The following is a 13,265-nucleotide window of genomic DNA, read 5'->3' as shown; positions in this document are numbered from 1 at the left end:
GCGCTATCTTTGGGGATATAGGCATAATAAAAAAATGGATATTCTCACCCGTGGCAGGGATGACTGACCTTGCGTATAATGCGTGCCTATACTTCCTGAAAAGTGCTGTGACTGAAAATATGAATCTCAATCGCTGCTGTTATTCGCTACTCATTTTCGCAGCGGTCGGCTGCATTTTCACCGCTTATCCTCTTGTTATATGGTTTCTACTCGCCAACGTTTTGACGTTGCTGTTATACGGCGTGGACAAAATGGCGGCACGCAAGGACTGGCGCAGAGTGCCGGAATCCACATTGCTGGTGTTTGGCGTTGTGGGCGGGTGGGGCGGCGCGATAGCGGGTCAACAAATCTTTCGCCATAAAACACAAAAGCAGCCTTTCAAAACCTACTTCATTATCAGTGTGATAGTCAGTATTTCTGTGATGGGCGTGATTTATAAGCTATATCCATTTTTACTCTCCTGAGCATGGTTGGTGAATAAACTGCCGGTTTATTGGAGGCAGGAAATATATTTTTCACCTGAACGGCGCACAATTTCATCGGCATTTTGCGTAATATCTTTTCCTTCAAATGCGCCGTAAAGTTGCTTAAATTTCACTGTTCTCAGGCGTTGGATGATGTCGCTGACGGTGGCGGCTGGCAACGGTAGCATATTGGGGTAGCTCCACATAAATGAGACTGCATGGGCACCTGGTGTAACTTGAACGATGTCGCCAGAAAGCACGACGCCTTCGTCACGCGCCCAGTGCAGGACGCAGCCGCCAGCAAAGTGCCCGCCGAGACGTATCATCGTGACGTCACGGGTTAACTCAATGGTGTCGCCATCCCAGAATCTAATCCACGGGCTGTCACGCATTACCCACCTTCTGTCGCTGGTATGAAGGTAAATCGGCGCGTTAAATTCCGCAGCCCAGTCCTGCATGGTGGTGTAGTAATGAGGATGCGAAATCGCGATAGCCTTAAGGCCGCCAAGGGACGTTATTAGCGTTTTTGTGGCATCGTCGAGCGTGGCAATGCAGTCCCACAGAATATTTCCTTCTGGGGTACGCACAAGAAACGCGCGCTGATCAATTGCAAAATCAGGAACGGTGCGGATGCTGAGGAGAGTACTGTCGTGTTGCTTCCACTTATTTGTATGCGATGCACACAGGGTGTCAAAATCGATCCATTTCTGCCCGCTTGTGGGGACATATTGACGTTCATCCAGGCAGATATCGCAATGTTCCGGATGGGCGCCAGTTACCTCATAGGATGTTCCACAGGTTTTGCATAACGTGATCATCGTGTCCTCCTCATATACCGAACACAGTCAGCATGGCACACAGATACACAAGGATGTGCCTGTTAGTGCTCTACCCGATAAGTCAGTGATGATGGAAGTGGGGGTTGTGGCTCAACCAAAAGAAAACAGGAATAATGCCGACACGGATCCTTTTGATTACCATCTTCCAGAGAAAAATGAGGATATTGTTTGGAAAATCGTCTGTTCAACACCTGGCTCAACCGTTGGGGGCTCACTCCAGATGGTGAACCGTTTGAAACTCACACATCGCAGCTTTTGCCTGTGGTGGTGGTCAAGAACGGTCAGAAAGCCATACTAAAGATCACCGACGATGACAGTGAACGGATCGGCTGTGAACTCATGGTCTGGTGGAACGGAAATGGCGCAGCGAAAGTACTTGCTCATGCAGTAGGGGCGATTCTGCTGGAACGTGCGACAGGGACAGGGTCTTTAGCGGACATGTCCTGGACTGGCAACGATGCGCAGGCCTGTCGCATTATTTGCCATGCTGCCAGTAGACTCCATCTCTCCCGAAATGCGTCTACGCCTGCGTTAACACCTCTGCACCATTGGTTTCGCGATCTGGCGCCTGCCGCGAAAAAGCATGGCGGTATCCTGACGCGTTGTGATTCGGTGGCAAACGTACTGCTATCTTCACCCCATGATGAAGTCGTATTACATGGCGATCTACACCACGGCAATATTCTTGATTTCGGAACGAGAGGATGGCTGGCTATCGATCCCAAAGGGCTGGTGGGCGAGCGTGGCTTTGATTATGCCAATATCTTTACTAACCCCGATCTTGCCGAACCTACCAGACCTGTCGCCATTGAGCCGGAAAGATTCACGCAACGAGTCAACATTGTGTCTGAAATCGCCAGAATTGAACGGCAGCGTTTACTGATGTGGATTGTTGCCTGGTGTGGGTTGTCGTCCGTCTGGTTTCTGCAAGAGGGTGACAGCGCAACGGTACCTCTGCGTATTGCGGAGCTAGCGATGGCAGAACTTGCTTCAGGTGGTAATCAATTTTGATCTACGACACTGGGTTAGTAATTCTTAAGAGTTATCATTAGCCTGGTAAACGTTGTATTAATCAATCAATGAACGGCGGTGTGGTGTGTTGTTGAGCGAAAATTTGACAGGCCGGAAACAATGAACGCATTGTTTTCATTATTAAAAAAACGCCCGAATATTCTTTTGTTGATGGTCTTACTCATCGGGGCAAACATCGTAGCGTGGCTGTGGGCTTTCACCGCGTTTCGCAACAACACTTCCTTACTGGCACTGAGTCTGATTGCGTGGTGCTATGGTTTGCGCCATGCCGTTGATGCCGATCATATCGCCGCGATAGACAGCGCGACGCGTAAACTCATGCAGCAAAAAAAACGTGCTCTGACAACGGGGGCCTGGTTTTCTCTGGGACACTCTACCATTGTGGTGCTGGCCAGCATTGGCATTGCGTTAACTACCAGCGTGTTTAAGCAACATATGGCATGGTTTCAGAATGTCGGTGGTCTGATAGGAACTACGGTCTCTGCCGCATTTTTGCTGATTCTGGCTACCATCAATCTCATTATTTTCTGCCAGGTCTGGAAGGCATTCCGCCATCTTAAACGCACCGGTACTTACGATGGCACCACGGAAGACATTACAGTTTCAGGCCCTCTGAACTGGCTTTTCCGCTCAGCGTTTCGGCTGGTAGGTAAAGACTGGCATATGTATTTTGTCGGCTTTCTGTTTGGTCTGGGTTTTGATACCGCCACTGAAATTTCTCTGCTGGGAATTTCTGCTTCAAGCGCGTCCAGCGGCATGTCAGTTTGGTCAATTCTCGTATTCCCGGCACTGTTTACCTGCGGTATGGCGTTAATTGATTGTCTCGACAGTATTCTGATGGTTGAGGCCTACGGATGGGCGTTCAATAAGCCGCAACGTAAGCTCTATTACAATATGACTATTACCGGGACTTCCGTGATTGTTGCGCTATTTATTGGCGGGCTGGAGGCGCTGGGACTTCTCTCTGACGCGTTTTCGCTTCAGGGGGGGGTGTGGGATACCGTCAGCAATTTGAGTGACCATATGGGGAATGTCGGTTTTGCGATTATTGGCGTCTTTATCGGCTGCTGGATTATCTCCGCCGTAAACTACCGTTGGAAAAAATACGACGGACTGACGTCTAGTTAGTTGGCTATCAATAATAGGGTTAAATAATATTAAGTGACAGTGTAACGCCAGATAATTAATAGGGCCGAACAAAGTGACCGACCCGGTTGGATTACTTCTGCGGCTCGTCGTCCCAGGCGTGAGGTGCGAACAGATAACCTTTGTTGCGTACCGTTTTGATTCGATAGGGTTCAGTCGCGTTATCGAGCAGTTTTTTGCGTAACCGGGAAATCGCGACATCGACGCTGCGATCCATACCGTCATAACTTACGCCGCGCAGGTTCTTTAGCAACGCATCACGGTCCATAATCTGCCCGGCATGGGTTGCCAACTCCCACAGTAATTCAAAATCAGCGGTGGAAAGAGAGATTTGCTCGCCGCCGAGCAGCACGGAGCGGTTGGTGGGATCGATAGTGAGTGTGCCAAAGCGCAGCGTTGTGTGCGGTGTGATGGTTGCCGCTTGAATGCCTTTAGACAGTGCTGAGTGTTCATTCTGGCGCAGGTGCAGGCGCAGACGAGCCAGCAGCACAGCTGGCGGCGTTGTCTTCAGAATGTAGTCACAGGCGCCCATTTCCAGCGCCAGGATATGGTTCATGTCGCTGTCCAGCGAGGTGAGCAGGACAATCGGGCCTTGCCAGCGTCCGCGTAAATCGCGGCAGATAGTCATCCCGTCTTTGCCCGGCAGCATGATATCTAATAACACCAGATCGGGTTGAACATGCAGGATTTTCTCCTCGGCCAAATCACCACGAGGCTCAAGGATAACCTCAATATCATGCCGGGCCAGATAGGCTGCAATCAGTGAGCCAACTTCGGGATCATCTTCAACAAATACGATGGTGTTCATATCATTCATTTTGAATATAAAACGCCAACATACACCGCCCCGGTTTTTCCTTCCATTAATCTTTTCTAAACAAGAACGCTTCCGTTATGCTAGAGGCTGATGTTATTGATGTGTTAAGGCAGAGTGATGGGACTCGTTATAAAAGCGGCGCTCGGTGCGCTGGTGGTGGTGTTGATTGGTTTGCTGGCGAAAACAAAGAATTACTATATTGCAGGATTAATTCCACTGTTCCCGACGTTTGCGTTGATTGCCCACTACATCGTGGCCAGTGAGCGTGGGATCGAGGCGTTACGAACAACCATTGTATTCAGTATGTGGTCGATTATTCCCTATTTTGTCTACCTTGTTTCACTGTGGTATTTCACCGGGTTTATGCGCTTACCCATCGCGCTCGGCGGTGCAGTAGTGTGCTGGAGCCTGAGCGCGTGGTTGCTGATCTTTTGTTGGATCAAACTGCACTAACGCAGATGACGCCCGCCATCAAGGGCAAAACTACGTCCGGTGACAAAACAACTGGTTAGTAGGTAGTCAATTAAATCAATGACCTCTTTTTCACCAGGCGCGGTTTTCATCAGTGATTTGTTTAGTGCCTGCTGGCGATACTCTGCATCGTCGCCCTCGTTAAACAGGATAAGTGAGGGGGCAATCGCGTTCACTTTCACTTCCGGTGCCAGTTTGCGCGCGAACGAGCGGGTCATATTATCCAGCGCCGCTTTGCTGGCAGCATAAGCAATGTGTTTGTCGCTGCCACGCTCCACAACATAATCCGTAAAATGGATGATGTCGCTGGCTGCGTGCCCATGACCGCGTAGCAATCCTTCCAGCGCGTGGTTGAGCAGGTAGGGCGTATTGACGTGGATCTGCATCATGCGTGACAGTACTTCGCTGAGCGGAGTGCCGGGTTTTTCGGCGACCCAGGCGCTGGCATTGTGCACAATGGCGCGCAAGCCATACGTCTGTGCTTTGACCTCATCAGCAAAGGCCAGCACGCCTTCATCCGTGGAAAAGTCAGCCGGGATACAAATCGCGCCCGCTTCTCGCAGGCCGTCAATGGCAGGATAGTGAGTTCGGTAGCTGACGATAACTGGCTGTTTTTGGTTCAGAAAGTGCCATGCGACGGCGAGGCCGATACGACGACCACCTCCGGTGATAAGAATTGGCAAAGGAGGTTTTTTACCCATTGTTATACTCAGGCTCCATTAAAAACAGCATTTTACAAGAGAAAGGGTGTAAGTGGTGTATGAAACATTGGTGAGCAGTGCAAACTCATTTGTACACAGTAGCACACAGGAATAAAGTTGTTGGGGTTTGTTACAGCATCCTGATTTAGCGGTGAGCACATTTTAGTCGGGCTATAGTTGAAGGAGTAATAGAGAGAGGGGGATTAACGTAATAGAATGATTAGTCATTAAAAAAGGGAACCAGAAAACAGGCTCCCCATTGTAGCTACGTTTTCCTAAGCTCTCTCAGTTTATCCATTATTTTATTGAATTCTTCTGTGAACTTTCTGCGATCTCTTTCTTCTGCTTCTTGTAGAATACGTTCTGCTTCAATCCTTCTTGCTTCAATCAATCTTTGTTCTCGTTCTTTAATCTGAATCTTCAATCTCTGTTCAAATTCTGATATGTCGATAGAAGCAACAATCACCGGATTCTCTAGGAGTTGGTAGAGTGGGGAAAATAAATCTGAATACTGATCTACAGCGTCTTCTGGCGGTGGTGAACGATAGAAGGTTAAACCTTTTCTCCATCGTGATAGTTGTGCATAGTTCAGCTTAGGTTTCTTGCCTGTGTCTTCATACGCCTCTTTCACAGCATCTAACACAGCGGCAGGTTTTACGTCCTTGCTTATCTTTAACGCTTCTTTCATTCGGCGTTCTTGTGGCTGTGTGCTGTCTCCGAGTAAGATCAGATTTACGTTCTTCATTGTCTACCCTTAAATGATTAAGGAAGCATGATAATACACACAGCCTCTTGTGTTCAATCTGATGGCTTCCAATTAGGAAAGATAGCTATCATCATCTCTATTGCTTTCTGTTTTGCCCGTGTTGCGGCCTTCTCTGCAAAAGCTTTTAGTTCAGCTTGTGATTCTTCTTCGATACGTTCGACGATACCCGCAAAAATGGCTTTCTGATTGTCCTCAGAAGCGATAGAAGCAATAACCTGATTTTGTTGCTGTGACGCTCTCAGTTCCGCTGTGAGACGGGCAACTTCTTCCTTTAGCTTTTCTTCTGTGCTCTTACTGGGGGACTGCTGAAATCGTGCGGGAATTTCTCCGAGATCATCGGCGAAAAACTTGTTTAACCATCGCTCTTGTAAACGGCAGCCAGCAGATGCATTTAACCATTTGAGGAAAAAACGGAGATTTACATGACCTTCTTTTACAGCAAGGCGTAGCTTTTCTAATTCAATACCACGCTGAACAGAGACACCTGCTTCATTGTTTGGCTTCTTGAATGGTTCAAGATCAATAAGTTTTAGAAAATCTGCTGCTGTTAAAACTGACATAATTATTTCCTCTAAAAAGGCTGGATTGCTCCAGCCTCATTTAGTTTAGATATTCCAATACAAGATGACACTATCACCGAGTTTATCGTTATACACGGTAGTCGCTGGAGTGGCTGGGGTAATCGTTGATGCTGGAACAACGTGAACCACGACAGGAGGATTTACAGGCGTCGCAGGAGTCAGAGGAGTTACGGGTACAACGTGTACGACAACAGGAGTTGGTTGTGGCGGAGTGATATCGGTGATTGTTTTCACTTCACCCGTTTTCAGATTTTCTGCCTTCTCTGCATAGTGACTAGGGCCATATGCCCCAACAGTTGCTATGCCAAGTGAGTTGACTGAAGTTTCGATTGCATAACCATCTTCTTTAGCTACGCCCTTAGAGAAACCATACCCAACAGTCTCATTTCCAACATAACCACGAAGGTGAGTGATTGTGAGATCACCTTCTTTCACCATAACGTTATGAGTACGCATGGTTGGTGCAATCACTGTTGATGCTACACGAGTCAGGTCAGCATTTTTGAGCGCGTGGGTAGTTTTCACTGCGTTGGATACATCGTTGTATGCAGTGACTGTACCAATAGCCTCATCACCTTCTTTAGTGCCGTGAATCGACAGGCCGCCAACGCCTTCAACATAGCTATGATCGGAGGAATGCGTTACATCACCGTTCGTCACGTCAACGGTGTGGGAACGCATTTCAGGCGACACAACAGTTGATGCTGTTTTGGTCACACCATCACGAGTAACTGTTGAGGTACGAACCACACCTGTTTCTTGACTGATTGTGGTTGTCGCAGAATATTGTTCATTAACACCGTTGTAGGCAATGTTTTTAGTGACGACACCATCTTTCACACTGATGGAACGAGTCGTGTTATCTGCAATGGGGTGATCGCTCATATTGATGGAGCCTTTAGAGAATCCTGTGAAGCCACCACCTGCATTCATGCGCTCCGCAAAGTGACCACCAAACGAATGACCACTAAAAGCATGACCAATGTTACCACCATGGCCATGGCCACCAAAATTGTGACCGCCCATACCTCCATGGCCACCGTGACCATGAGCAAAAGCAGACATAGGAAGAACGATTAATACTGCAACCACTGATTTCTTAAACATTTTAAAACTCCATTTAGGATTAATAGGGGGTGTCATCATTAATTCTTTGTTTATCATTTTGTTTGTCCCTCAATGACTAAATACTGCCGATTACATAATTAATCGATGCAGTAACAGCTATTAATAAACCTTTTTTATTTCCGACATAATTGACGAGGGGAGTGTAGCTGGTGGGACCAGCGCACGGGTTGCATTATCATCAAACACAAATATCAACACAACTGCATGATAAACTCAACACAACATAAAGCACAAATAGTTAATTGTGTGATGATTAATTGTTCTTTTGTTTGTCCATGTATTATGATGTATGTGTGTTCGTGAGGTATTTCTTTTTTATCTTTTATCAATATGAAAAGTGAACAAAAAATTGAGAAGGTTATGATGTGTTTCTGTATGTTATGTTGTGATTCATAAGAAGATAAAGCAGGTGATTGTGACTGACTGTTGCGCCGTAAAGCAGTTTGCGATTGTGAAGTGTAGAAAGAATAACTCGAACTCAATAGGGGGGGATCACACCTTGTGATGAATCATCATCTGGAGAGCCGTGATAAGCGCTTCACACGCAACAACAAATAGTGTGGGGGCAAGCATGAAGGGAGAGCGAGAGCGATTATTTTCGATTAATCAGCGTTAACCATGATATCCCGATAATCCTTTATCAGGATATTCATAGTCTGATATTTTCCGAAGCCAGCGATGGGTATAACGTTAGCCTATCAGCATCCAGGTAGCTGGCACAGCAGCAACAAGCAACAGGCCGATCAGCGCCATCTCCTGGCGTTTTAATACGTTTTCATGCGTGTGCGTTTTACGGGCATAAAGGAAAACCAGCAGCCCTGGCGCATACAACACTACAGACAGCAGCAGATGCATCGGACCTGACGCATACAATAACCAGATGCCATAAATACTCGCGCCGATACCGACAGCCTTATGAATCGGACGGGTGGCAATTTTTAACAGAAATGCGCCGACCAGCAAATAGGGCACCAGAATCATCTCTGAGGCGATTGTCAGTAACGTATTGTAGTCGGAGCCTGTGAGCCAGATTAGCACAAGGCAGATTTGTACACAGATGTTGGTTAGCCACAGCGATGCCGATGGCGCACCCTGTGTATTCTGTCGTGCAAAAATACGCGGAAACGCTTTGTGCGTGGAGGCGAGGAACGGCACTTCTGCAGCCATAATCGTCCAGCTTAAATAGGCACCGCACACGGAAACAATCAGACCCGCGGCAATAATAATTTCGCCCCATGGCCCCATCATTTTAACCATCAGACCGGCCATTGATGGATTGCGGATCTCTGCCAGTTCTGGCCGCGCGACAACGCCGAGGGATAGCAGGGTGACTAACAGGTAAACGCCCAGTGCGGCGAGTACAGCTAACAGCGTGGCGCGCCCAACATCGCGTTTATTTCTGGCGCGGGCAGATACCACCACCGCGCCTTCCACACCAATGAAAACCCACAGGGTGATGAGCATGGTGTTTTTGACCTGCTCCCAGACAGGCACGCCCAACGCGACGCCGGTAAAATCGAGAGTAAAGGTGTCGAGCTTAAACAGCATGAACGCCAGCACGATAAAGAGGCCTAGCGGCAGTAGTTTTGCCAGAGTAGCGACCAGGTTAATGCTGGCCGCGGTTTGTACTCCCCGCAACACCAGAAAATGGACTATCCATAACAGTACCGATGCGCCGACAATCGACTGCCAGGTATTACCGTCGCCGAACAGACGTAATTCCGGTGTGTCGGTAAAGAAACTGAGCGCAGAGAAGACGATGACCAGATACGAAACGTTAGCGATAACAGCGCACAGCCAGTATCCCCACGCAGAGCAGAAGCCAATCAACTCGCCGAAACCTTCACGTGCATAGGTGAAGATACCGCCGTCCAGTTCAGGACGGATACGCGTCAGGATCAGCATGGCAAAGGCGAGCAAAAGAATACCCGCACCGGTAATCGCCCAACCAATCAGTAATGCAGCCGGGCTGGCTACTGCCGCCATATTTTGTGGCAGGCTGAAAACGCCAGCGCCGAGCATTGAGCTTAAAACCAGCGCGGTCAGTGCGCTCAGACCCAATTTCTTTTCCATTTGTATCCAGTTACAAAAACGAGAGTGAGAGAATAATTATTTTGGCAAACCGCATAAAAATGGTGAAAGCCACTAAGGCGCGGGATTTTACGGAGAGAAGAGAACGCATGCAATGGGGATAGAGAGATTTGTGACTAATAGTGTGAAAAGTTGTCTTAATACTGCTGTTTTTGTTTTGTCTGGAAACAGAACTGCGCGAAATTATCAGGTCTACAAGGACTGTAGACCTGATAAGGCATTGGGTATTACTTATACAGATCGGCGCTGATCGTCACGTTGTTACCACGTTCTGACCACTGGCGGGTAATGTGATAGTACTTCGCGCCTTTCTTCGCTGCGCGTTTTGCTACCTGATAAGAGACTTCCGTCATGTTGCCGTAGTTACCGGTGAACTTGATGCTGTCGAACGGTACCATCATGGCGGCGGTCGCTTTGTTCAGCTCTTCAACCTTGGTTCCGTCCGGCAACGTGACAGTGTAACGTCCGCCTTTGGTGGATTGCGTTTCGAAGAAGCGGCCAACTTCAGCACTCGGAGAAGCGGTAGTTGCTACGCCCGGGATCTCAACTTTCTTCGCGGCTTCGCCACCTGCTGCTAATGCGGCACGACCAGCATCTGAATCTGCTGGGATCGCATCAGGGCTTTGTACAATGCGTTTTTTAGCATCAGCTTTATAGATGAATGCAGTAATACGCTGGTTGCCGCCCTGGTTGGCATCGACCTGACGCACGATATAGAAGGAGTAAGCACCTTTCTCTTTCGCTGCTTTGGTGATGGCATCGTTTACTTCAGGCTGGCTACGGTAGAAACCTTGCACTGTAACGGTGTCGTAAGGTTCTATCAGAACGGCCTGATCTTTTGGCAATTCCATAACGCCGTTAATGACACGGTTTTTTGACGCTTCCGCTTTTTCAGCGTCGGCTTTATAGACGTCGGCAACAACGCGCCAGTTACCGCCGCTGCCAAAATCTGAGGTATCAACAACATAAAAGGAGGCTGCACCGTCTTTATCTGCACGGCGCGAAACGGCAGCAACCGCATCACCGATAGCATTAAAACGACCGGTGACCACAATGCGGTCATAGGGTTTCAGGGCAGCCGCTTGCTCCGGCGTCAATTCTGTCGCTGCATTTACAGAAAAAGCAGTCGCAGAAATTAGTGCGGACGCCAGGAGAGTGTTCTTAAGCTTCATAAAAATAATCCTTCGCCTTGCGCAAACCAGGTACTGGTATTGTTATTGACTAGAAACGTCGCTGATTATTGCATTTAAATTGTGTCAGTGTCTGCGTCATTTTTCACTCATCGTGTCACGTTAGGTAACAACAGCGATAACATTTTGTGATATGCCGAAAATTTCGGCGTTTGGTGACTAAAACTGATAAAGCAGTTGAATTTCATAAGTTAATTTAATGTTAATCAATTGTTTTTGGCAGGTAGGTAATCATGTTTTGCCGCTTCGCTTGAGCGAATTATCAGCCTTTGCGGGTTATTTTTAGGGCATTTTATCTGTCTGAGGTTCGATTCATCTCTATTTTGCGAATTTCATAATAAATACTGTTTTTTGGCGCTAGATCACAGGCGTCATTTTCAGTAGGTTATACAGAGTTTGTTACTGTTTTATTTTATTGAGGTAACACTGACCTCTCTCGAGAGTGCGCGCATGCCTCGTGCGAACATTGATAAACCATCATCATAATTACAGATGGAAGGGAACATTATGCGAATTGGCATACCAAGAGAACGGTTAACCAATGAAACCCGCGTTGCAGCCACGCCGAAGACGGTTGAGCAGCTGCTGAAGCTGGGTTTTAGCGTCGCGGTTGAAAGCGGCGCAGGTCAACTGGCGAGTTTTGACGATAAGGCGTTTGTACAAGCAGGCGCAGAAATTGTGGACGGGAATGATGTCTGGCAGTCAGAGATTATTCTGAAGGTCAATGCGCCGGAAGAGGCGGAAATTCCGTTACTCAATCCGGGCACGACGCTGGTGAGTTTTCTTTGGCCCGCGCAAAACCCTGAGCTGCTGCAAAAACTTGCAGAGCGTAACGTGACCGTTATGGCGATGGACTCCGTGCCGCGTATTTCGCGCGCACAGTCGCTGGATGCCTTAAGCTCGATGGCGAACATCGCCGGGTATCGCGCTATTGTTGAAGCTGCACATGAATTCGGTCGCTTCTTCACCGGCCAGATCACCGCCGCAGGCAAGGTTCCACCTGCCAAGGTCATGGTGATTGGTGCGGGTGTGGCAGGTCTTGCGGCGATCGGTGCGGCAAACAGCCTGGGTGCTATTGTGCGCGCTTTTGATACCCGTCCGGAAGTGAAGGAACAAGTGCAGAGTATGGGCGCAGAGTTCCTTGAACTGGACTTTAAAGAAGAAGCGGGCAGCGGCGATGGCTATGCCAAAGTGATGTCCGAAGCGTTCATCAAAGCCGAAATGGAACTCTTCGCTGCGCAGGCGAAAGACGTCGACATTATCGTTACCACAGCGCTGATTCCGGGCAAACCGGCCCCGAAACTGATCACCCGTGAAATGGTCGATTCGATGAAAGCGGGCAGCGTAATTGTCGATCTTGCCGCGCAAAACGGCGGAAACTGCGAATATACCGTGCCTAATCAGGTGACCACCACCGAGAACGGGGTGAAGGTTATCGGCTATACCGATCTGCCTGGCCGTTTGCCAACGCAATCTTCCCAGCTGTACGGCACGAACCTCGTCAACCTGCTCAAACTGTTGTGCAAAGAGAAAGACGGCAATATCACTGTCGATTTTGACGACGTGGTTGTGCGTGGTGTCACGGTGGTTCGCGAGGGTGAAATCACCTGGCCTGCGCCGCCGATCCAGGTTTCTGCTCAGCCGCAGGCTGCGCCAAAAGCTGCACCTGCGCCGAAAGAAGAGAAAAAGCCTGTCTCTCCGTGGCGCAAATATGCGCTGATGGCGCTGGTAGTGATTTTGTTTGGCTGGCTCGCCGACGTCGCGCCGAAAGAGTTCCTTGGTCACTTTACGGTGTTCGCGCTTTCCTGCGTGGTGGGTTACTACGTGGTCTGGAATGTGTCACATGCGTTGCATACTCCGCTGATGTCTGTGACTAACGCCATCTCGGGGATTATCGTGGTTGGGGCGTTATTGCAAATTGGCCAGGGTGGCTGGGTGAGTTTCCTGAGCTTTATCGCGGTGCTTATTGCCAGCATTAATATTTTCGGTGGCTTCACCGTGACTCAGCGAATGCTGAAAATGTTCCGGAAAAACTAAGG

Annotated in this window: 13 protein-coding genes; 5 read left to right on the top strand and 8 right to left on the bottom strand. The window is 48.6% G+C overall.

The features are described 5' to 3' along the window. The first annotated feature begins 119 nt into the window (after nucleotides 1-119). On the top strand, nucleotides 120-464 hold the full coding sequence (locus OGY33_RS08265; RefSeq protein ID WP_008784700.1) for a DUF1294 domain-containing protein: 345 nt from the start codon (nucleotides 120-122) through the stop codon (nucleotides 462-464). 26 nt (nucleotides 465-490) lie between these two features. Here OGY33_RS08265 and OGY33_RS08260 read toward each other — a convergent pair whose 3' ends face one another. Further along, entirely contained in the window at nucleotides 491-1,282 is a 792-nt protein-coding gene (locus OGY33_RS08260) for an MBL fold metallo-hydrolase (RefSeq protein ID WP_191238531.1), read from the bottom strand. A 189-nt stretch (nucleotides 1,283-1,471) separates the two neighbouring features. Between OGY33_RS08260 and OGY33_RS08255 the strand changes: the two genes are divergently transcribed. Next, nucleotides 1,472-2,314, top strand: a complete 843-nt coding sequence (locus tag OGY33_RS08255) for an aminoglycoside phosphotransferase family protein (RefSeq protein ID WP_020996415.1) — start codon at nucleotides 1,472-1,474, stop codon at nucleotides 2,312-2,314. A 120-nt stretch (nucleotides 2,315-2,434) separates the two neighbouring features. Further along, complete coding sequence (locus OGY33_RS08250; protein ID WP_191238530.1) at nucleotides 2,435-3,463, top strand: HoxN/HupN/NixA family nickel/cobalt transporter; 1,029 nt, start codon at nucleotides 2,435-2,437, stop codon at nucleotides 3,461-3,463. A gap of 91 nt (nucleotides 3,464-3,554) precedes the next feature. Here the strand turns inward: OGY33_RS08250 and rstA are convergent, their stop codons facing one another. Then, nucleotides 3,555-4,298 (bottom strand): two-component system response regulator RstA, encoded by a 744-nt coding sequence (gene rstA, locus OGY33_RS08245; protein ID WP_191238529.1) that lies wholly within the window; start codon nucleotides 4,296-4,298, stop codon nucleotides 3,555-3,557. A gap of 117 nt (nucleotides 4,299-4,415) precedes the next feature. Here rstA and OGY33_RS08240 point away from each other — a divergent pair, with 117 nt between their 5' ends. Further along, nucleotides 4,416-4,751: a GlpM family protein gene (locus OGY33_RS08240; RefSeq protein WP_008784705.1), complete on the top strand. Its 336-nt coding sequence runs from the start codon at nucleotides 4,416-4,418 to the stop codon at nucleotides 4,749-4,751. Here the strand turns inward: OGY33_RS08240 and folM are convergent. The 6 genes from folM to ydgH form a co-directional block, all read right to left on the bottom strand. After that, nucleotides 4,748-5,470, bottom strand: coding sequence for a dihydromonapterin reductase (gene folM / locus OGY33_RS08235; RefSeq protein ID WP_191238528.1), 723 nt, complete (start codon nucleotides 5,468-5,470; stop codon nucleotides 4,748-4,750). The two genes, OGY33_RS08240 and folM, sit on opposite strands and share 4 nt — an antisense overlap. Nucleotides 5,471-5,735: 265 nt before the next feature. Further along, nucleotides 5,736-6,215: a hypothetical protein gene (locus tag OGY33_RS08230; RefSeq protein ID WP_048214243.1), complete on the bottom strand. Its 480-nt coding sequence runs from the start codon at nucleotides 6,213-6,215 to the stop codon at nucleotides 5,736-5,738. 53 nt (nucleotides 6,216-6,268) lie between these two features. Beyond that, on the bottom strand, nucleotides 6,269-6,796 hold the full coding sequence (locus tag OGY33_RS08225; RefSeq protein WP_048214242.1) for a hypothetical protein: 528 nt from the start codon (nucleotides 6,794-6,796) through the stop codon (nucleotides 6,269-6,271). Between the two features lie 45 nt (nucleotides 6,797-6,841). Next, the gene (locus OGY33_RS08220; protein ID WP_191238527.1) at nucleotides 6,842-7,981 is read right to left on the bottom strand and encodes a hypothetical protein; all 1,140 of its coding nucleotides are present in this window, start codon (nucleotides 7,979-7,981) and stop codon (nucleotides 6,842-6,844) included. Nucleotides 7,982-8,635: 654 nt separating this feature from the next. Further along, a complete protein-coding gene (locus OGY33_RS08215) occupies nucleotides 8,636-10,018 on the bottom strand; it encodes an amino acid permease (RefSeq protein WP_149607207.1) in 1,383 nt (460 codons plus the stop codon). A 245-nt stretch (nucleotides 10,019-10,263) separates the two neighbouring features. Then, complete coding sequence (ydgH, locus tag OGY33_RS08210) at nucleotides 10,264-11,208, bottom strand: DUF1471 family protein YdgH (RefSeq protein WP_003832856.1); 945 nt, start codon at nucleotides 11,206-11,208, stop codon at nucleotides 10,264-10,266. 525 nt (nucleotides 11,209-11,733) lie between these two features. Here ydgH and pntA point away from each other — a divergent pair. After that, complete coding sequence (gene pntA / locus OGY33_RS08205) at nucleotides 11,734-13,263, top strand: Re/Si-specific NAD(P)(+) transhydrogenase subunit alpha (RefSeq protein WP_048214239.1); 1,530 nt, start codon at nucleotides 11,734-11,736, stop codon at nucleotides 13,261-13,263. Nucleotides 13,264-13,265 lie beyond the last annotated feature (2 nt).

Origin of the sequence: Citrobacter sp. Cpo032 (assembly GCF_030332975.1) — a bacterium.
Taxonomy (GTDB): domain Bacteria; phylum Pseudomonadota; class Gammaproteobacteria; order Enterobacterales; family Enterobacteriaceae; genus Citrobacter; species Citrobacter portucalensis.
Note: the sequence above shows the minus strand (reverse complement) of the source record. Positions and strands in the feature narration are given on the sequence as shown.